General features: G+C 73.3%; 16 protein-coding genes. 10 read left to right on the top strand and 6 right to left on the bottom strand.

The window, feature by feature from the left end; translation table 11 throughout:
• From ACJ73U_RS26625 to ACJ73U_RS26615, 3 genes are all read right to left on the bottom strand, one after another.
• The coding region (locus ACJ73U_RS26625) for a hypothetical protein (protein ID WP_407780449.1) at positions 1-1,177 on the bottom strand (1,177 nt) is incomplete at its 3' end.
• Positions 1,174-1,464 (bottom strand): acyl carrier protein, encoded by a 291-nt coding sequence (locus tag ACJ73U_RS26620; RefSeq protein ID WP_407780448.1) that lies wholly within the window; start codon positions 1,462-1,464, stop codon positions 1,174-1,176. The genes ACJ73U_RS26625 and ACJ73U_RS26620, both read right to left, overlap by 4 nt.
• 3 nt (positions 1,465-1,467) lie before the next feature.
• Positions 1,468-2,643 (bottom strand): radical SAM protein, encoded by a 1,176-nt coding sequence (locus ACJ73U_RS26615; protein WP_407780447.1) that lies wholly within the window; start codon positions 2,641-2,643, stop codon positions 1,468-1,470.
• Between the two features lie 278 nt (positions 2,644-2,921).
• Between ACJ73U_RS26615 and ACJ73U_RS26610 the strand changes: the two genes are divergently transcribed.
• From ACJ73U_RS26610 to ACJ73U_RS26590, 5 genes are read left to right on the top strand one after another with little or no spacing between them, the layout of a single operon-like run.
• A complete protein-coding gene (locus tag ACJ73U_RS26610) occupies positions 2,922-4,217 on the top strand; it encodes a condensation domain-containing protein (RefSeq protein ID WP_407780446.1) in 1,296 nt (431 codons plus the stop codon).
• 7 nt (positions 4,218-4,224) lie between these two features.
• The gene (locus ACJ73U_RS26605; RefSeq protein ID WP_407780445.1) at positions 4,225-5,322 is read left to right on the top strand and encodes a polyprenyl synthetase family protein; all 1,098 of its coding nucleotides are present in this window, start codon (positions 4,225-4,227) and stop codon (positions 5,320-5,322) included.
• Between the two features lie 25 nt (positions 5,323-5,347).
• Positions 5,348-6,580, top strand: coding sequence for a cytochrome P450 (locus tag ACJ73U_RS26600; RefSeq protein ID WP_407780444.1), 1,233 nt, complete (start codon positions 5,348-5,350; stop codon positions 6,578-6,580).
• A 40-nt stretch (positions 6,581-6,620) separates the two neighbouring features.
• On the top strand, positions 6,621-9,302 hold the full coding sequence (locus ACJ73U_RS26595) for a methyltransferase domain-containing protein (protein WP_407780443.1): 2,682 nt from the start codon (positions 6,621-6,623) through the stop codon (positions 9,300-9,302).
• A gap of 9 nt (positions 9,303-9,311) precedes the next feature.
• Entirely contained in the window at positions 9,312-10,343 is a 1,032-nt protein-coding gene (locus tag ACJ73U_RS26590) for a methyltransferase domain-containing protein (protein ID WP_407780442.1), read from the top strand.
• Positions 10,344-10,350: 7 nt separating this feature from the next.
• On the opposite strand, the gene ACJ73U_RS26585 is transcribed toward ACJ73U_RS26590, so the two are convergent.
• Entirely contained in the window at positions 10,351-10,842 is a 492-nt protein-coding gene (locus ACJ73U_RS26585; RefSeq protein ID WP_407780441.1) for a MarR family winged helix-turn-helix transcriptional regulator, read from the bottom strand.
• 321 nt (positions 10,843-11,163) lie between these two features.
• Between ACJ73U_RS26585 and ACJ73U_RS26580 the strand changes: the two genes are divergently transcribed.
• The 5 genes from ACJ73U_RS26580 (at position 11,164) to ACJ73U_RS26560 (ending at position 17,487) form a co-directional block, all read left to right on the top strand.
• On the top strand, positions 11,164-11,361 hold the full coding sequence (locus tag ACJ73U_RS26580; protein WP_407780440.1) for a hypothetical protein: 198 nt from the start codon (positions 11,164-11,166) through the stop codon (positions 11,359-11,361).
• On the top strand, positions 11,358-14,036 hold the full coding sequence (locus ACJ73U_RS26575; RefSeq protein ID WP_407780439.1) for a GNAT family N-acetyltransferase: 2,679 nt from the start codon (positions 11,358-11,360) through the stop codon (positions 14,034-14,036). The genes ACJ73U_RS26580 and ACJ73U_RS26575 overlap by 4 nt, the downstream gene beginning before the upstream one ends.
• 664 nt (positions 14,037-14,700) lie before the next feature.
• Positions 14,701-15,657 carry an Acg family FMN-binding oxidoreductase gene (locus tag ACJ73U_RS26570; RefSeq protein ID WP_407780438.1) on the top strand — a complete coding sequence of 319 codons (957 nt, stop codon included), beginning with the start codon at positions 14,701-14,703 and terminating at the stop codon, positions 15,655-15,657.
• Between the two features lie 61 nt (positions 15,658-15,718).
• Entirely contained in the window at positions 15,719-16,645 is a 927-nt protein-coding gene (locus tag ACJ73U_RS26565; protein ID WP_407780437.1) for a universal stress protein, read from the top strand.
• Positions 16,642-17,487 carry a universal stress protein gene (locus ACJ73U_RS26560; protein WP_407780436.1) on the top strand — a complete coding sequence of 282 codons (846 nt, stop codon included), beginning with the start codon at positions 16,642-16,644 and terminating at the stop codon, positions 17,485-17,487. Before ACJ73U_RS26565 ends, ACJ73U_RS26560 begins: the two co-directional genes overlap by 4 nt.
• An 81-nt stretch (positions 17,488-17,568) precedes the next feature.
• Here the strand turns inward: ACJ73U_RS26560 and ACJ73U_RS26555 are convergent, their stop codons facing one another.
• Positions 17,569-18,753 (bottom strand): sensor histidine kinase, encoded by a 1,185-nt coding sequence (locus tag ACJ73U_RS26555; RefSeq protein WP_407780435.1) that lies wholly within the window; start codon positions 18,751-18,753, stop codon positions 17,569-17,571.
• Positions 18,750-19,136: DNA-binding response regulator (locus ACJ73U_RS26550; protein WP_407780434.1), on the bottom strand; the 387-nt coding region annotated here is incomplete at its 5' end. The genes ACJ73U_RS26550 and ACJ73U_RS26555, both read right to left, overlap by 4 nt.

The following is a 19,136-nucleotide window of genomic DNA, read 5'->3' as shown; positions in this document are numbered from 1 at the left end:
TCAGCTTCCCCCGGGACGTGCGCAGCGTGTTGACGGCCAGCGGCAACAGGCCGGTGCCGCCGGGGGAGAGCAGCACGTCCCGCGCACGCAGGTGTGCCAGCAGGTCGTCGAACACCTGCCACGCGTCGTCGCCGCACCGCACGGTCCGCACGGCCAGCCGGGCGCCGGTGACGGTGCCGGTGAGCCGTCGGGCCGCCAGCATGGTCAGCAACCCGACGGACATCCTCGGGTTGACCTCCAGGACGGGCACGACCGTGCCGTCCCGCAACATCATCGCGTCGACGCAGACCGGTCCGTGGTATCCCGCCGACGCCAGCGCGGCGCCGACGTCGGTCATGACCGCCCGGTACCCCACCTCGTCGAGCCGCCTGCCGACGGCCGCGGCGGGTGGCCGGGTGCCCACGTGGGAGAACCCGACGTTGTCGAAGGCCTGCACGCCGCGCCAGTCCACCCGGCCCCGCGGCGTGACGTCGAACTGCGCCGAGAAGTCCGCGACCTTGTCCAGCTTGCGCTGCACCAGCAGCTCCACGGCCAGGCCGCGCTCGGCCTGCCTGGTCAGTACCCGGCAGACCGTGTTGAGCACGCGTGGCGACGACACCTCGATGATGCCGCGTCCGCCGACGCCGTACGGGTCCTTGAGGAGCACGGGCGCGCCGTCGAACCGGGCCACCGCGTCGACCAGCGCGGGCACCGAGTCGACCAGGACACCGGCGCCGGGCAGCCCCAGCTCGCACACCAGCGCGTTGGACCACGACTTCGAGCTGACCCGGCACACCGTCGCCAGGTCGGCGGGCGGGGTGCGCAGGCCGTAGGCGGCGACGAGCGGCGCGGTCTCCGGCAGGACGGCGTACGGCCGGAAAGCCCCGCCGTACAGGTCGCCGGGCGCCGCGCCCAGCAGGCGACCCTCCACACTGGACACCTCGGCGGCCGGCGGGGCGACCCGGTGGGTGACCTCGATCCCGAACCCGCCCAGCAGCGCCAGGAACGACGCGGGCACGTCCTCCCCGGTGACCAGCACGTCACCGGGCTCGCACGACCACGCGAGCAGCTCGTCCATCGCGGCCGCGGTGCGGTCCGCGTCGGGGTCGCGGACGGCGGGCAGCTGCGCCAGCCCGGCCGGCCGCCACCGGCGCTCGACGTCGAACGTGCCCAGCCGGACCGTCCGGGAGGCGGTCACGACGACTCCAGCGCGGCGATGACGAAGCCGCACACCTGCGAGAACCTCTGCAGCTGCTCGTAGGTCAGCTCCTCGAACTCCAGCTCCACGTCGAACGCGTCCTCCAGCGCGAGCAGGAAGTTGATCGCCTGGATCGAGTCGAGGCCGAGATCGTGGATGATGTCCGTGTCGTCGGTGATCGTCGCGGCGAGTGCCGGGTTGCCGAGCACCTCACCGAGCACGGCCCTGGTCCGTCCCGACACCGACTCGTACGTGGCGGCGGCCACGCGGGGCTGCGCTTCGGTCAACGCTCAGACTCCGTTCAGGTACAACAGGATGCACTTCGAGCACACCGGCATGAGGCTGGTCCCGCGCAGGACGGTGCGCACGCGGCGGAACGCCTCGCCCTGCCACACGTCCTCGACGCTGTCGTCGTTGAGGTCGCCGATCACGAACTCCGGGAAGAACTTGCACGAGCTGACCTTGCCGTCCGCGTGCACCTCCAGGCGGTTGGAGACGGCGAGGCAGCGGCTGCGCTTCTGCGCCGGCCGCGGCGTGCCGAGCACGAACTCGTCCACCTCGTCGGCCTCCAGCTGCGGCTGGTACCGCACCCGCACGCGCCACCGGCGCTCGGCGAGCCGCGCCATGGACTCCTTGAGCGTGTCGACGTTCTCGGGCAGCAGGCGGTAGGTGTAGGAGTGCCACGCCGGCTTGGTGCCGGGCGGGGGCGGGTTGAGCCAGGAGAAGGACTCCTCGTACAGCCGGTCCATCGACTCGGCCACCGCAGGGCTGATGTACCACGGGAACTGGAAGTACACCGAGTTGACGCCCAGCTCCTCCGCCCACTCCATGAACTCGTACATCGAGCCGATGGTCTCGTTGCTCACCATGCAGGACAGCGAGACCTCGCCCGCGAAATCGCCGGACCGCTGCCGGTCCAGGAGCGCCTGGACGTTCCTGATGGTGCGCGGGAAGGTGCCCTTGCCCCGCAACGCCTCGTGGTCCGCGCCGAGGCCGTCGAGGCTGACCAGGAACCGCAGCCCGGAGCCGATCTTGAGCAGGTGGTCCATGTTGCGCTCGATCAGCAGGGCGTTCGTGCAGATGTTGACCACGCGCCGGGTGCCGGCGAGCAGGTCCGCCAGCTCGGCGAACCTGGTGTACATCAGCGGTTCCCCGCCCCACAGGAAGACCTTCGCGTTCGTCTCCTCGGTCGAGCGCAGGACCTTCTCGACGATCCCGAGGTCCAGCTCGGTGCGCTGCTTCTCCTTGCTGAAGTCCTGGAAGAAGCCCTGGTCGCTCCACTGGAAGCAGTGCTCGCACCGCAGGTTGCAGCGGTAGGTCAGCTGCAGGCTCACCTCGCGCGGCATCGGGGTCGCGTAGGCGGCGTCGGTCGCGACGGCCCGGCGGCCCTCCGCGCGCAGCGCGACCGTCCGCCGCAGGTCGCCCCACTCCGCCGGGCTGATCGTGCGCGTGGTCTTCGGATGCATCACCGCTCCTAATCGGCCCGAAATCGTCGAGCCAGAGAACCCATAAAACCGAAAGGTCCGCAATGGTTGTCGGCGCTCGCCAGTCAACCAGGCGAACCTGGCCCGAGCAAAGAATCGCGCCGGTTCTTCGACTCTCGATTGTTTCGAAAACAGTAAGGTTTTCGGCCCTGGTCACAACGCTGCCACGGGTGGTAGCTTCCGAACGAGCCGAGAATCCGGTGAGTTCGGTTCGCTTTTTCCCATCCCATTTGTTCGTGAATTTCGTGGTAGGGAGACGCATGCTGTCGACCTGGCCCGCGGCCATGTTCCAGTACACGCTCATGATCGCCCAGGACCTGATTCCCGGCGACGCGACCGGACCGCACATGGCCATGGCGATCTCGGCCCTGGTCACCGGTGAGCTGGACGTCGAGCTGCTCGACGCCGCCTACGACGACCTCGTGGCGAGCAACGAGGTCCTGCGCAGCGACCTCGTCAAGGACGGCGACGGCTGGGTACAGCGGGTGCACCCGCACCGCGGCGCGCACCTGGACGTGCGTTCCGGTGACGCGGCGCTGGCCACCGAGCTGGCGGCCGTCTGGGCGGGGACCCCGGTGCCCGTCGACGAACCGCCCCTCGTCCGCGGCCAGGTGGTCCGGCTCGACGACGGGAGCCACCTGGTCAACCTGATCATCCACCACGTGCACACCGACCCGTCGTCGCTGGGCCTCGCGATGGCGGAGCTGGGCCGGCTCTACACCGCGCGACTGTCCGGTGTGGACGGTCCACCGCCGCCGGTGCGGTTCGGCGAGTACGTGGCGGAACGCATCGAGAGCGTCCGCGGCCGGCTGGACGCCGACCGGGAGTACTGGCGGCACCACCTCGCCGGCGCCCGCCCCATCCCGCTCGCCCCCGGCCTGACCCGGGACTGGAGCACGCCGCCACGCACCCAGGCGATGCGGCTGCCGCTGCTGGACGCGCCCGGCGCGGCCGCGCTGGAACGGTGGGCGCTGCGGCACCGCACCACGTTGTTCGCCACGCTCTTCACCGGGTTCTGCCTCGCCATGGCCGACCGCGGGCTGACCCGCGACATCCTGGCGGTGACCGCCTTCGAGCAGCGGGACCGCCCGGAGGTCAGGGAGATGATCGGGCAGTTCATCCACCCGGCGCTGCTGCGGGTCGTCATCCCGCCGGACGCCGACTGGCCGAGCCTGACCCCGACCGTGCGGGACGTCGTCCGCGAGGCGTACGACCGGGCGCACTTCCCGGCCATCGACGTGCTCTCGCTGCACCAGGACGTGCTGGCGGCGGTCGCCACCGAGCCCGCTGGCATCTGCATGTTCCAGTACATCGCCGCGGACCCGGCGGGCACGGAGATCGCCTTCGGGCCGGCCCGCGGCCGGGTGCTGTCCAGCACCGAGGTCGGCCCGACCGGGGACGTCGGGCTGATGTTCCGGCTGCACCGCAGGCCGGGCGGCGACCTGGAGGCCATGGTGACCTTCGACCAGCGGGACCTGCGGGAGGACCTGGTGCGGGAACTGTACGACGGCTTCGCGGGCCGGGTGGCGCAGGTGGCCACCGCGGCCGTGCGCTGAGGCCGCCATGAGCGTGGAGACACGACCCGGTCCGGCCGGGTTCGGCATGAGCGCGCCGGACGAGCGGGTGATGGCACGGTTCCACGCCGACCTCGGCGCGGTGCGGCGTCGGGTCGACGCCCGGCTGTCCACGTTGTTCGACCGCGTGGTGGCCGACAGCGCGGCGGTCCTCGAGCACGACTCGCCGGGGCTCGCCCCGCTGCGGGCCATGGCCCTGGCCAACGGCAAGCGCATCCGCCCCGCGTTCGTGTACTGGGCCTTCACCGCGGCCGGCGGGGACCCGGACGACGAGCGCGTCATCGAGGCCGGCGCCGTGCTGGAGCTGTTGCACCTGTTCGCGCTCGTGCACGACGACGTGATGGACGAGGCGCCGGTCCGCCGGTCGCGGCCGACGATCCACGTCCTGTTCGCCGACCGGCACCGCGCGCTCGGCCTGCGGGGCGCCGCCGAGCGCTACGGCGAGAACATGGCCATCCTGCTCGGCGACCTCGCGTTCCTGGTCTGCGGCGAGCTGACCGCCTCCCTGCCCGCGCCGGCGCGGCGGGTGTTCTTCCGGGCGGCCACGCAGCTGATGCTCGGCCAGTACCTCGACCTGGAGTGCGCCGCCGCGGTGCGGCACGACCCGGCGCTCTACTCGCGGACCGCCCTGCTCAAGACCGCGAGCTACACCGTGGAGGGACCGCTGCTGGTCGGGGCCGCGCTGACCCCGCGCGGCGACGAGCTGGCGCCGTACCTGCGCCGCTACGGCAGGGCGATCGGCGAGGCGTTCCAGCACCGCGACGACCTGCTGGACATCTTCGGCGACGAGCAGCAGACCGGCAAACCCGTCGCGGGGGACATCCTGCAGCAGAAGGCGACCCGCCTGTTCGCCATTCTCGAGAACCACGCCGAGGGCGCGGACGCGGCGCTGCTGGGCGCCGGCGCGCTCGACCTGGAGTCCGTGCGCGCGCTGCTCCGCCGCACCGGGGCCGCGGACGAGCTGGAGCGGGTGATCACCGGCCTCACCCGGGAGGCCGTGCTGGCCATCGACGAGGCACCGATGAGTGACGCCTGCCGTGAGGTCCTGGTCGGCGCGGCGCACTTCGCCGGCGTGCGCGCCTGGTGACCCCACGAACCGGAAGGACACACCGATGACAGCGACCAACCCGCGCGCCGAGGTCGAGTTCGACCACCATTCCGCGGACTTCTGCGCCCGCAACTACGAGGTCATGGCCGACCTGCGGGCGCGGTGCCCGGTCGCCCACACCGAGGCGCACGGCGGCTACTGGGTGCTGACCGGCTACGAGCCGGTGGAGGCCGCGCTGCGGGACGACGACCTCTTCAGCTCCCGCCCGTCGGTGGGCATCCCGGCCTCACCCATTCCCGCGCCGCTGCTGCCGATCGAGAGCGACCCGCCGCTCACCAGGGAGCTGCGGGCGGTCACCGCGCGGCACTTCACCGCCAACGCCGTCCGCGCACTGGAGCCGACGATCCGCGAGATGGCCGGCGAGCTGGTCGACGAGTTCGTCGAGCGCGGCGAGTGCGACATCGCGGCCGAGCTGGCGACGCCGCTGCCGGCCCGCACGATCCTGGCGATGCTCGGCTTCGCGCAGCACCGCTGGCCCGAATGGGTGGACTGCGTCCACTTCCTCATGCACGACAGGACCACCGACGAGGCAAGGACCCTGGCCACCGCGGGGAAGCTGTTCGCCGACATCGCCGAGGAGGTGGGCCGGCGCGAGGCGAACGGCCTCGGCGACGACCTGCTCAGCAGCATCATGCGCGGGCGGGTGGAGGGGCGCGCGCTCGACCCGCTCGAGGTCAGCATGTACACGTTCACGCTGTTCCTCGCGGGCATGGACACCACCAGCGGGCTGGTCGGCAACGCGCTGGTCCGCCTCGACGAGGACCAGGACCTGCGGGCACGGCTGGTCGCCGACCGCGGGCTGCTCCCCGCGGCGACCGAGGAGTTCCTGCGGCACGACACCCCGGTGACGGGGTTGGCCAGGACCGTGACCCGCGACGCGGAGTTCTTCGGGCAGCACCTGCGCGCGGGGGACCCGGTGCTGCTGATGTTCGCCGCCGCCAACCGGGACTCCGGGTTCGTCGACCGCCCCGACGAGCTGGACGTCGACCGGCCGCGCGTCCGCCACCTCGCCTTCGGCGTCGGTGAGCACCGGTGCCTCGGCGCCAACCTCGCCACCGTGCTGTTCCAGGTGATGCTCGACGAGATCCTCACCCGGCTGCCCGACTTCCGCGTCACCGGGCCGGGGGAACGCTTCCCCGACGCGGGGGAGACCTACGCGCTGCGTCACCTGCCGGTCGCGTTCACCCCCGGCCGGCGCCGCGTGCCGCGCCCGGCGCGGAAGTCCGCCACCGTCTGACCCCCGGCCCGACCCTGCCGCACCTTTCGGAGGTACCCCCATGACCACGACCTCGGCCACCGACTCCGCACTGCCGACACCGGAACGGGTGGGGACCTGGCTGGACAACTACTCGGTCCTGTTCGACCTGATCCTCGGCCGCAGCCACCACGCCGGGGCGTGGGACCCGGGCGACACGGCGGAGCGGGACAGCGGCGTGAGCACCCGCGACCAGCTCTGGCACGCCCAGGAACGCCACGTCGACAAGCTCGCGGCGCTCCTGCGCCCGCGGCCCGGTCAGCGGCTCCTCGACATCGGCTGTGGCAGCGGGCGCACCGCGCTCCAGCTCGCCACCAAGCACGAGGTCGAGGTCACCGCGTGCACGGTCAGCCGCGCCCAGGTGAGTGCCGCCGCCGAGCGGGCGGAGGAGGCCGGGCTCGCCGACCGGGTGCGGTTCGAGTACGGGAACGGCATGGACCTGCCGTACCCGGACGCGAGCTTCGACCTCGCGTGGGCGGTGGAGAGCTTCGACCACATGAGCGACCGGGTCAAGGCGTTCGGCGAGATCCGCCGGGTGCTGCGGCCGGGCGGCCGGGGGCTGGTCGCGGTCAACAGCAAGCGGTTCGAGCTGGACGAGACCGAGACGGCCGTGTGGCAGAGCGGTTTCGAGATCTGCCCGCCGCCCGCGCCCGCCGAGCTGGCGGCCGCGGCGAGCGCGGCCGGTCTCGAGGTCGAGCGGCTGCTGGAGCCCTTCGAGGACTTCCAGATCGTGCGGACCTGGCACCTGTGGAACGACCTCTACCAGGAGAACCGCGAGGCGCTGCTCGCCGAGTACGGCCAGGACGTCCTGGGGATGATGGACTTCGGCATCGCCTCGCTGTACGGCATCCTGACCAACAAGATCGGCTACGCGGTGTGCGTCGTGCGCAGGCCCGAGGAGGCCGGTGCCGGCCCGGAGTCGACCACCTCGGCGGCGGTCGGCGCGTGGTACGACCAGTTCTCCGCGTTCTTCGACATCGCGCTGGGCCGCAGCTTCCACTCCGGCGTCTGGCCACCCGGCGAGGACCTGCCCGAGCGGGCCACGGTCGAGAACGTCTCGCTCTCCCAGGAACGCATGGTCGACTACCTCGTCGGTCTCCTCGCGCCGCGACCGGGTGGGCGTCACCTGGACGTCGGCAGCGGCACCGGCAACACCGCGCTGCGGCTGGGCGAGCGCCACCGGCTCGACGTCACCGGCGCGAACATCAGCCGGGTCCAGATCGCCCAGGCCGGTGAGCGGTCGGCACGGGCCGGCCTCGCCGACCGCGTCCGCTTCCGGTTCGGCGACGCCATGGACCTGCCGTTCGCGGCCGGGTCGTTCGACACCGCGTGGGCCGTGGAGAGCTTCGAGCACGTCCCCGACCGGGCCCTCGGCCTGCGGGAGATGCACCGCGTGCTGCGGCCGGGTGGCCGCGCCCTGGTCGCCATGATGACGCGCCGCCAGCCGATGACCGAGGTCGAGACGCAGATGTGGGAGCACGGCTTCCACATGAGCCCGCTCCCGTCCGTCGACGAGCTGGCGGCCGCGGCCACCGACGCCGGGTTCACCGTCGAGCGGGTCGTGGAGCCGCAGGAGGAGATGCGCGTCGACCACACCTGGGTGATGTGGCAGCAGCTCTACTGGGAGAACCGCGACGCCCTGGTCGCCCAGTACGGCGAGGACTTCATCAAGGTCATGGACGTCGGCTGCCCGATGATCCTCGACATCTACCGGAAGAGCTGCTGGTACACCGTCCTGGTGCTGGAGAAGCCGGACGAGGAGCCGCGCTTCCCGTTCACCACCCCGGTGCACCCGCAGGCCGCGCGGATCGAGGCGGCGGTCCTGGACTGGGTGCGCACCAGCGGGATCGCCACCAGCGACGAGGAGCTGGCCGTGTTCCGGGCCGGCCGGTTCGGCGAGCTGGCCGCCTGGGCCATGCCCCACGCGCCGGTCGACCACGCGGTGCTGGCCGGACAGGTCATCTCGTGGCTCTTCGCGTTCGACGACCGCTACCTCGACCAGGGCGACCACGACTCCCGCCCGGACGAGGTGGCCGCGCTGCTGGTGTCCTGCGAACGCCTGCTGGACCCCCTGGCGCACTGGCAGCCACCCACGTCCGAGGTCGACCCCGGTCAGCGGCGCTGCCTCGACGCGCTCGCCGGCCTGCTCGACCGGCTGGCCGCCGGCGACCCCGTGCGGGCGCACCGGTTCGCGCGGGAGCTGTCGTCCGCGCTGTACGGCGCGCTGCTGGAGCTGACCTGGCACGCCGCCGGCGTGCCGGTGCGGGCCGACTGGTACGCGGTCACCCGCCCGATGACGTCGGCCGCGCTCGTGCTGCTGACCCTGGTCGGCCACGACGCCGGCACCATCCTGCCGCCCCACCTGGCGGCCCGGCCGGACGTGCGGCGGCTGACCGTGCACGCGGCCGCGTTCATCAGCTGGACCAACGACATCTACTCCCGTCACAAGGAGGCGGGCAGCCCGCTCAACGACACCAACCTGCTGTGGTTGCTGGCGCCGGCCGAGCCGGCGGACGGCGCGCTGGCGGAGGGCATGCTGGCGGAGGGCATGCGCATCTGCCAGGAGGAGCTGGACGCGTACCTGCGGCTGGAAGCCACCGTCACCGCCGGTGCGGACCCGGTGCTGTTGTCCTATGTGGACGGGCTGCGGTCGTGCATGTACGGCAACCTCCGGTGGTCGCGCAGCACGCCCCGCTACCGCTGACGAGGACACGTGGAGCGAACATCGGTGTGGCCCGCACCGGCGAAGCCGGCCGGCTACCTGCCCAACCTCAGCAGCCGGGACGTCGAGGAGATCTTCCGCCGGGAGCATCCCCACTTCGCCGACGTGCTCGCGTTCGACCGGGCCGGGGCGGCCGACGCCCTGGCCCGGTTGGCCCGGCAGCGCAACGAGTTCGAGACCGACGACGACGGCGGCAGGGGCCGTTCCTACCGCGACGCGCAGCGCAGCACCGGTGCCCGGCTGACCGGCATCACGGCCCTGCTGCGGATGCTCACCGGTCACCCCGACCTCGCCGCCCTGCCGCCCGGCCTGCGCCTGCTGGACGTGCTGGGCGGGGACGGCCTGGTCACCAGGGCGTGGCGCTCACTCGCCGCGGACGACCCGGCCAGTCCGATCCTGACCAGCGACCTGGCCGGCCACATGGTGGCGGCCGCACTGGACCGCGGTCTGCCGGCGCTGCGGCAGAGCGCCGAGTTCCTCTTCCTCCGCGAGGGTGTCTTCGACGGCGTGCTGATCGCGTACGGCACGCACCACGTGGCGGACCGGGTCGCCATGTGCGCGGAGGCGTTCCGCGTCCTGCGGCCGGGCGGCCGGATCCTCGTCCACGACTTCGAGGAGGGCTCGCCGGTCGCGCGGTGGTTCGCCGAGGTCGTGCACCATCGCACCGCCGCCGGCCACGACTACCGCCACGTCACCCGCGCCGAGCTGCACGGCCTGCTGCGCGGCACGGGCTTCTCGGACGTCTCGGTGACCGAGGTCTATGACCCGATCCGCCTGTGGGGCGCGACCGAGACCGGCGCGGTGGACAGCCTGCTGCGGTACCTGACCGCCATGTACGGCCTGCGGATGGGCCGGACCGACCTGCTGGACTGGCTGACGCGGAACGTGCGCTACGACTACGGCGACGTCCCGTCCCGCACCGGGGGCTGGTGCCGTGAACTCACTGTTCGCCGGACGGGTACCGGGGCCGTGGCCGAGCTGCCGAGGCTCGCGCTGGTGGCGACCGCGGTCCGCCGGTCGTGACGCCGGGTCAACCCTCGTTGCCGGTGAGCCGGGCCCGGACCTGCAGCGTGGCGTCGATGCTGGCGGTGAGGAACTCGATGATCGTGACCCGTTCCTGCGGGGTGAACCGAGCCCAGGCCCGGGACACCTCGACGCCGAGCGGCCGGAAGTACTGTTCCCCCATCCGGACGATCCGATCCGACATCCGCAGCTCGACCCGCCGCCGATCGTCGGAACTGCGGTCCCGCTCGACGTATCCGGCGATCTCGAGGCGGTCGAGCACGGTGGTGGTGGCCGACGCGCTGAGGTGCAACGCCCGTGCCAGCTGGCCGGGTGAGATCTGTCGGCCGCGGCGCGTGGCCGCCATGATCACGACAAGGGCGTTGAGGTCCGTGCGGTGCAGCCCGTGCGCCTCACCGAACATCTCCGCGAAGCGATCGGTCTCGACGGTCAACTGACGAAGAAGGCGTGCCAGGGTCGCGTCATGCAGGTCGTCGGGCATGCGCTCGGCGTTCGTCATGTCCACCTCCCTAGGTACTGTATCGCCAGCAGTTCCTTCGACGGTCGAACAATCAGAATGGTGAAGGACAGGACTCGTTGTCGCGTAGGGAAATCCGTAGGCACGGACAAACCGGATCGTCCACTGAGGACACGCGACTGAAGTCTTCGCCGAACTGCCCCCTGCCCTGAGGCGCCGTCCGCGGCCCGGCCGAAGGTCCCGCACCCGCCGGGACCTGTGGCGGGACCTTCGACGACCTCCGTCGTTGCCTACGCCTCTGCGCACCGAGCCGCCGCGTGGCGAGGCTGGTGTCCAGGGGGAGCGACGTTCGAGGGAGGCGTGATGCACGCGGCAGCGGTGACCACCGGAGTGGCGGCGGCGACCGTCGGAGACGCGATGACGCGGTGCCCGGTCTCGGTGCGGGCCGGTGCGCCCTTCGCGACCGTCGCCGCGGTCCCGTCGCGCAACGCCATCGGCGCGGTGCCGGTCGTGGACCGTGACGACGGCGCCCGTCCCCGCGCCACGTGGAGCCCCCGATGAGCGCGGTGGTCGGCACCGAGGGCGTGCGGGCGTTGCTGGCCGACGGCCGGGTCGTCCTGATCCGGGCTCTGGGCGCCGACGACGCCGGCACCGTACTGTCCCTCCACAAGAGACTGTCCGAACACGACAGTTATCTCCGCTTCTTCGGCAGTGGCACAAGGGTGGTGGACGTCACCGCCAGGCGGATCACCCGGACGTCCGACGGCACGCACGCCGCGGTCGGTGCCTGGCTGGGCGAGGAACTGGTGGGTGCCGCCGACTACGAGACGATGCCGGGTGGCACGACCGCGGAGATCGCGCTGGTCGTCGACGGCACCGTGCAGGCCCGTGGGTTGGGCACGCTGCTGCTCGAGCACCTGGGCTCGCTGGCGCGCCACCGCGGCGTGACCCGGTTCGTGGCCGAGGTGCTCGCCGAGAACCACCGCATGATCCGCGTCTTCGCCGACGCGGGCCTGCCGTACCGGATGACGACCGACGGACCCGAGCGGCACGTGGAGATCTCGCTGACCGAGGACGAGGCGTTCGCCGCCGCGGTGGACGAGCGGGACCGGGTGGCCGACGTGGCGAGCCTGGCCAAGGTGCTGCGCCCGGCGTCGGTCGTCGTGGTCGGGGCCGGCCGGCGGCCTGGCTCGGTGGGCCACGCGGTGCTGCGGAACCTGCTCGACGGCGGGTTCACCGGCCGGTTGTTCGCGGTCAACCCGCACGCCGCGGAGATCGGCGGGGACATCGCCGGGGTGCCGTGCCGGCCGTCGGTGGCCGAGCTGACCGGGACACCCGACCTCGCGGTCGTCTGCGTGCCGGCCGCCGCCGTGCCGGACGTCGTCGAGGAGTGCGGCCGCGCGGGCATTGCCGCGGTGGTCGTGATCTCGGCCGGGTTGTCGGGTACCGACCTCGCCACGCGGGTGCTGGCGTCGGTGCGGCGGCACGGCATGCGGCTGGTCGGGCCGAACTGCGTCGGGGTGGTCAACACGGCGGTCGGGATGGACGCCACGTTCGCCCGCGGCGACGTGCCGGCGGGGAAGGTCGGGATCGTGACGCAGTCGGGTGGCGTGGGCATCGCCCTCGTCGAGCTGTTGCGCCAGCTCGGGTTGGGCGTCTCGACGATGGTGTCCACCGGCGACAAGTACGACGTGAGCGGCAACGACCTGCTGCTGTGGTGGCGGCACGACGAGCACACCAACGCCGCCGTGCTGTACCTGGAGTCGTTCGGCAACCCGCGCAAGTTCAGCCGCCTGGCCCGCGGTCTCGCCCGCGTCAAGCCGGTCATCGCGGTGCGGTCCGCGGAGAGTGACGTGGCCCAGCGCGCGGCGGCGTCGCACACGGCCGCCGCGGCGACGCCGGCCGTGACCAGGGACGCGTTGTTCTCCCAGGCCGGCGTGATCGCGGTCGACACGGTCAGCGAGGTCACCGACGTGCTCGCCGCGCTCGCCTGGCAGCCGCTGCCCGCGGGGAACCGGGTGGCGGTCCTGTCCAACGCGGGCGGTGCCGGGGTGCTGGCCGCCGACGCGTGTGTCCACAACGGGCTGGTCCTGCCCGGGGTCGCGGCCGGAACCCGGGACAAGCTCGCCGCGCTGCTGCCCGAACAGGCCACGCTGGACAACCCCATCGACACCACGGCCGGCATCGACGCGCCCACGTTCGCGGCCTGCCTGGAGATCCTGCTCGGCGACGAGAACATCGACGCGGTCCTCGCCGCCGGCGTGCCCACCGCGCTCGCCGACCCGGTCACCGCGGCCCCGGCCATCGCCCGGCAGCGGCGCAAGACCGTGCTCGTCGCCCGCCCCGGCCAGCTCGCGTCCGTGACCGGCCTGGGCGATGCCCGCAACCCCGCGCCCGCCACCGCCAGCTTCGCCGACCCCGCCGCGGCGGCGGCCGCGCTCGGCCGGCTCGCGACCTACGCGTGCTGGCGCCGCCAACCCCCCGGCACCCCGGTCGACCCGGGTGACCTCCAGCTCGACCGCGCGCACGCGCTGGTGCGGGAGTTCCTGCGCGCCCAACCCGGCGGCGGCTGGCTCGCACCGGACGCGACGATGCGGCTGCTGGGCCTGTTCGGCATCCCCGCGGTGCGTTCGGTGCTGGCGGTCGACACCGAGTCCGCCGTGACGGCCCTGCGTGAGCTGGGCGGCCGGGTCGCCGTGAAGGTGGTCGCGGCGGGCGTGCTGCACAAGGCCCGCGCCGGCGGTGTCGCGCTGAACGTCGCGACCGAAGAGGGCCTGCGGACCGCGCTCGCGAACTTCCGCGACCGGTTCGGCTCCGCCGTGCAGGGGGTGCTGCTCCAACCGATGGCCGCGCCGGGCCGCGAGCTGATCGTCGGCGTCGACGCCGACGAGGTGTTCGGGCCGCTGGTCGTGTTCGGCCTCGGCGGCACCGACACCGACCTCATCGCCGACCGCGTCGCCCGCCTCACCCCGCTGACCGGCCGGGACGCCGAGCACATGGTGACCGGCCTGCGGTCCTCGAAAGCCCTGTTCGACGGCGAGCACGGCCTGCCGACCGGCGGGCTCGTCGACATCCTCACCCGGGTGAGCCGGCTCGCCGAGACCCTCCCCGAGGTCACCGAACTCGACCTCAACCCCGTCGTCGTCCACCCGGACGGCTGCCAGGTGCTGGACGCGCGAGTGCGGCTCGTGCCCCGCGAACCGGCCGACCCGTTCCTGCGCCGACTGCGTGCCTGAGCGGGTCGCCGTGGCGCCGGGCATCGACGAGCAGCGTCAGCGACGCATGCTGGACCTGGTGGCGAGGCGAGCGCGAACGCGGAGCGGTCGCCGGCGTGCGGATCTCCGGTGCGGTGGACACGCTGGTCCCGCCGAATGTCGCCGAGCACGCGCGTCGGCGGTGCCGCACGAGGGGTGAGCTACGCGGTCCGGCGCGCTGTTCTCCTGGCACTGATCGCCGGGGACGGAAGTCCCTTCACGAAGACGACTCGCCCGGGGTGTCTGGCGCACACTCCGGGCGAGTCGTGTCCATCGTGGTCAGCGTAGCCATGGGTGCCGCTTGACGAGATCGAGGTCGGCCCGGGTCCTGCCGGGACCCAGGTGTTGCCGGCCGCGAGCGTGATCGGTACGAGTGCGTGGACGCTGCGAGTGGTCCTTGACGGACATCTCGCTCGCCTCCCACTTCTCTCGGCTCGGTACCAGTCTCGGTCGGCGGGCGGGCGCGCGCTGGAGTCCAAGGTCCCTGTCTCCGCGGCGTTGGTCCTGTCCGGCGAACGGCGCCCGCCGGCCTCGGGCCGCTCCGCGCGAGCGACGTTGTGCCCTGCCGGCAGGGACCTCCGTCTCTGCCGCGCGCGGCCGGTCACGCCGAGCATTGAGACAACCGAAGCTGGGGAGAGGACGAGCGATGAACGCCACGGACGCCGTGCTCGAGCGGGCTCTGCGGGCCGCGGTCCGGGCGCCCTCGGTGCACAACACGCAGCCGTGGCGGTTCGTGGTCGCCCCGCCGTTCGTCGAGGTGCACCTCGACCGGGAGCGGGTGTTGCCGGTGGTGGACCCCGCGGCGCGGGAGGCCAGGATGTCCTGCGGCGCCGCGTTGTTCAACCTGCGGCTCGCGGTCCGGGCCGAGGGGCGCGGCGCGGTGGTCGACCTGCTGCCCGACCATGACCGTCCCGACCTGCTCGCGGTGCTGCGCGTCAGCGGCGCCCGCCCGTGCACCCCGGAGGAGTCGACGCTCGCGCACGCCATCACGCGCCGCGCGACCAACCGGCGGCCGTTCACCGACCGAGCGGTCCCGCCGCCGCACCGGGCCGCGCTGGCGCACGCCGCCGAGGCGGAGCGCGCGCACCTGGTCCCACTGGACACCCCCAAGCGGCTCGACACGCTCGCGACCCTGCTGCGCAGGGCCGACCACCTCCAGGTGGAGGACCCGGACTACCAGCGCGAGCTGGCGGCGTGGACCGGGCGCGACACCGGCGGCGAGGACGGGGTGCCGCGCGCCGCGGCCGGGCCGCACCCCACCGCGGGCTCGCTCCTCGTCCCGCGGCAGTTCAGTCGAGCGTCCACTGTGGAGCGCCCGTTCGAGCGGGACCCGTTCGTCGTGGTCCTCACCACCCACGGCGACACCCCTCGCGACCACCTGCACGCGGGGCTCGCCGTGCAGCGCGTGTTGCTGTCCGCGACCGTGCTCGGGTTGAGCGCGTCGTTCCTGTCCCAGCCGGTGGAGGTACCGGCGACGCGGGCCGCGCTCCGCGTGCTGCTCGACGAGCCCGGACAGCCGCAGACCGTGCTGCGCATCGGCTACGGCCACCCGGCGGCCACCACACCGCGCAGGCCGGTCCACGCCGTCACCGAGGTGCCCTGACCGGCCGCCTCGACAAGACCCCCGCCCCGGGATCGGGGCACAGCCTGGAGGAGGAAGGATCATGACGCACACCAACGACGCCGTGCACCCGGCCGAGCGGACCGAACACTGTGTCGTCGTGGGCGTGGACGGATCGGACTCCGCGCTGCACGCGGTCCGCTGGGCGGCGCCGGAAGCGCAGCGGCGCGGCGCGCCGCTGCGGCTGGTCCACGTCGTGCACCTGACCCCGGTGCGGCACCCCCGGCAGATCCCGCCCCCACCGGAGTACGAGGCCGCGCTGCTGGAGCAGGGCCGGCACTGGTTGACCGAGGCGAGCCAGGCCGCCCGGCGCGCCGTGCCCGGCCTGGCGGTGGTCACGGACCTCCGCGCGGGCGTCGCGGCCGACGTGCTGGTGACCGAGTCGCGGGACGCGCAGCTGATGGTGCTCGGTTCCCGAGGGCTGGGCGGGTTCACGTCCCTGCTCGTCGGTTCCGTCGCGGTGGCCCTGTCCGCGCACGCGCACTGCCCGGTCGTGGTGATGCACTCGGCCGCCCGGGACGGTGCGCCGCCCACGGACGGCGACATCGTGGTCGGGGTCGACGGGTCCGAGCTGAGTGACGCCGCGCTGACGTTCGCGTTCGAGGCGGCGGCGGCCCGCGGTGTGCCGCTCGTCGCCCTGCACACGTGGCTGGACGTGACCATGACCGGTGCGTGGGCGGTGCTGCCGGGCACGGTCGACTGGGACTCGGTGCGGCGGCAGGAGGAGAAGCTGCTCGCCGAGCGGCTCGTCCCGTGGCGGGAGAAGTTCCCCCACGTGGAGGTCCGGCCGCTGGTGGTGCGGGACCGCCCCGACCGCGCGTTGCTCGAACACGCCGGCGGCGCACAGCTGATCGTGGTCGGTTCCCGGGGGCGGGGCGCGTTCACCGGCATGGGCCTCGGCTCGGTCAGCCACACCCTGTTGCACCACGCGGAATGCCCCGTCGCGGTGGCCCGGACGGACGGGACATGAACACGGAGTCCCGGCGGGTCGTCGCCGGGGTGTCCACGAGGGACAGTGGGGTCGCGGTGCGCTGGGCGGCCGCGGAAGCCGCCGCCCGGCACGCCGAGCTGCGGCTGGTGACCGCCCGCCCGGCGCCGGCCGCCCCGGACCGCCACCTTCCGAACGACGTCGCGGACGCACATCGCGTCGCGGCGGCGGTGCTCGCGGAGCTGGCGGCCCAGGCGCTGGCCGGCCGGCCGGGCCTCGCGGTCACCACCGAGGTCGTCACCGGCTCACCGGCGATGGCCCTGCGTACCGCGGCGGACGTCGCTGACCTGCTGGTCGTCGGCGCGGACGACGCGAGCCCCTTCAGCGAGGCCATCAGCGGCTCGATACCGGGGGACCTGCTGACCGCCACGCCGTGCCCGCTGGCGGTGGTGCCGAGGGCGGAGCGGGCGGGACCGGCGGCGTCCGCGCCCGTGGTGGTGGTCTTCGACGAGTCGCCGGGGTCCCAGGCCGCGCTCGCCTACGCCTACGCCGCGGCACACCGGACCGGCAGGCCGCTGATGGTCCTGCGCTGCGTCACCGGGGGCGGCGACGGGACGTCCGAGACCGCCCAGGCTCGGCTGTTCACCGCGTTCGCCGCGTCGTACCCGGACGTCGAGGTGTCGACCGAGGTCGCGACCGACGACCCGCGGCACGTGCTCGTCGCCGCGTCCCGCGCGGCGTCGTCGCTGGTCATGGGAACCCGCGGCCGCGGGAGGCTCGCGTCGAGCCTGTTCGGCTCGGTCGAGCGCCACCTCATCCGCCGCAGCCACTGTCCCGTGGTCGTCGCCCGCACCCAACCGGCGGCGTTCGCCCTGACCTCGTGAGGCCCGTGCGGCGCCCGCACCGGTGACCGCACCGATGACCGCGGGTCCCCGCGCGACGGCCACGAGGTGAGCCGATCCTTCTCAGGTGCTCGTCGGGAGGGTGAGTGACAGGACGGCGCCGCCCTCGTCGTTGTTGCGGGCGGTGACCGTGCCGCCGTGGCGGGTGGCGATCTCGCTGACCAGTGACAGGCCGAGGCCGTAGCGGCGGCGCTCGGTGGGGGCGGTGTCGGCGGGCACCGGGGTGAACCGCGCGAACAGCGTGGGCAGGACGTCCGCGCCGATGCCCGGGCCGTCGTCCGCGACGTCCAGGCGTGCCTGCCTGCCCGTGCTGGTGAGCACCAGCCGGACGGCGTGCCGCGCGTGCCGGGTCCCGTTGTCCAGCAAGGCGTTCACCGCTCGTCGCAGACCCGCCTCGTAGCCGTCGACGGTCACCGGGGTGGTGGTCAGGGCGAGGCGTACGCCACGTTGTTGTGCCGCCGGCTCCGCCGCCGCGACCGCTTCCCGCAGCAGTGCCGCGAGGTCGACGGGCCGGCGCGGCATCTCCTCCCGCGGATCGACGGCCAGCAGCAGGTCGTCGAGGATCGCGGCCAGCTGCCGGGCGTCGGCGACCAGACCGTCCACCTCGGACTCGTCGGGGAGGCGTCGGCGGAGCAGCTGCGCCCGGGTGCTCAGCAGCGTGAGCGGGGTGCGTAGCTCGTGGCCGGCGTCGGCGACGAAGCGGCGTTGCAGCGCGAGTGCGTTCACCAGCGGGGTGACCGCGCGGCGGGCGACCCAGGCGCCGGTGAGGCCGGCGAGCACGAGGCCGACGCCGCCGACGAGCAGCAGCACCTGCAGGAGGCGGTCGCGTTCCTCGTGGGCGTACCGGAGGTCGAGGGCGGCCTGGACGACCTGGTCACCCCGGCGGGCGGTGCGGACCCGGTACTCGTTGTGTCCGGCGTGGACGTCGATGGTGCGGCTGACCCCGTCGGTGGCCACCGCTTCGAGGGTGGCCTCGTCCGGCAGGCCTCCTGGCAGGTGCGGGGTGGTCCTGGTCCGGCCGTCGTGCCGGATGGCGAGCCAGACGCCGGCGGGCGGGTCGGTGACGTCGTCCGCGGTGGCGATGGCCGTGTCCAGCTGGTTGCTCTGCTGGGTGATCTGGGTGCGGTGGATCATCCACACGACGGCGATGCCGAGCAGCGTCACGGCGACCAGCACGGCGGCGGCGCTCTGCAGTGCCAGCCGCAGCATCGTGGCGCGGACCAGGCGGGCGTCGGGGTCGCGGTTCACCGGCCACGTCCGAGTTGGTAGCCGCGGCCGCGGACGGTGTCGATCACCGCGCGGCCCAGCTTGCGGCGCAGGTAGTGGACGTAGGTGTCGACCACGGCTTCGCTCTCCGCGTCGTCGAACACGAGCGCGAGCAGCTGTCGTCGGGTGAACACGGCGCCCGGCCGGCCGGCGAGCGCGGCGAGCAGGTCGCACTCGCGCATCGACAGCCGGATCGGGGCATGCTCCTCGAAGGTGGCCGTGCGGGTGTCCAGTTCGAGCCGTCCGCCGGGGAGGGGGAGGGAGCGTGCGGTGTCGAGGTGGCGGCGGCGCAGCGCGCGGAGCCGGGCGAGGAGCTCGTTCAGGTCGAACGGCTTGCCGAGGTAGTCCTCGGCGCCGGCGTCGAG

Source organism: Actinophytocola sp. (assembly GCF_045807065.1).
Classification (GTDB): Bacteria; Actinomycetota; Actinomycetes; order Mycobacteriales; family Pseudonocardiaceae; genus Actinophytocola.
The sequence above is the reverse complement of the archived record's forward strand: the minus strand, read 5'-3'. Positions and strand labels throughout refer to the sequence as shown.

Excerpts from the sequence above, each read along its gene's own strand:
- ACJ73U_RS26610 (WP_407780446.1), top strand. The coding sequence starts at position 2,922 with ATGCTGTCGACCTGGCCCGCGGCCATGTTCCAGTACACGCTCATGATC.
- ACJ73U_RS26615 (WP_407780447.1), bottom strand. The coding sequence starts at position 2,643 with ATGCATCCGAAGACCACGCGCACGATCAGCCCGGCGGAGTGGGGCGAC.
- ACJ73U_RS26570 (WP_407780438.1), top strand. The coding sequence starts at position 14,701 with ATGAACGCCACGGACGCCGTGCTCGAGCGGGCTCTGCGGGCCGCGGTC.
- ACJ73U_RS26595 (WP_407780443.1), top strand. The coding sequence starts at position 6,621 with ATGACCACGACCTCGGCCACCGACTCCGCACTGCCGACACCGGAACGG.
- ACJ73U_RS26575 (WP_407780439.1), top strand. The coding sequence starts at position 11,358 with ATGAGCGCGGTGGTCGGCACCGAGGGCGTGCGGGCGTTGCTGGCCGAC.
- ACJ73U_RS26600 (WP_407780444.1), top strand. The coding sequence starts at position 5,348 with ATGACAGCGACCAACCCGCGCGCCGAGGTCGAGTTCGACCACCATTCC.
- ACJ73U_RS26580 (WP_407780440.1), top strand. The coding sequence starts at position 11,164 with ATGCACGCGGCAGCGGTGACCACCGGAGTGGCGGCGGCGACCGTCGGA.
- ACJ73U_RS26605 (WP_407780445.1), top strand. The coding sequence starts at position 4,225 with ATGAGCGTGGAGACACGACCCGGTCCGGCCGGGTTCGGCATGAGCGCG.
- ACJ73U_RS26585 (WP_407780441.1), bottom strand. The coding sequence starts at position 10,842 with ATGACGAACGCCGAGCGCATGCCCGACGACCTGCATGACGCGACCCTG.
- ACJ73U_RS26560 (WP_407780436.1), top strand. The coding sequence starts at position 16,642 with ATGAACACGGAGTCCCGGCGGGTCGTCGCCGGGGTGTCCACGAGGGAC.
- ACJ73U_RS26565 (WP_407780437.1), top strand. The coding sequence starts at position 15,719 with ATGACGCACACCAACGACGCCGTGCACCCGGCCGAGCGGACCGAACAC.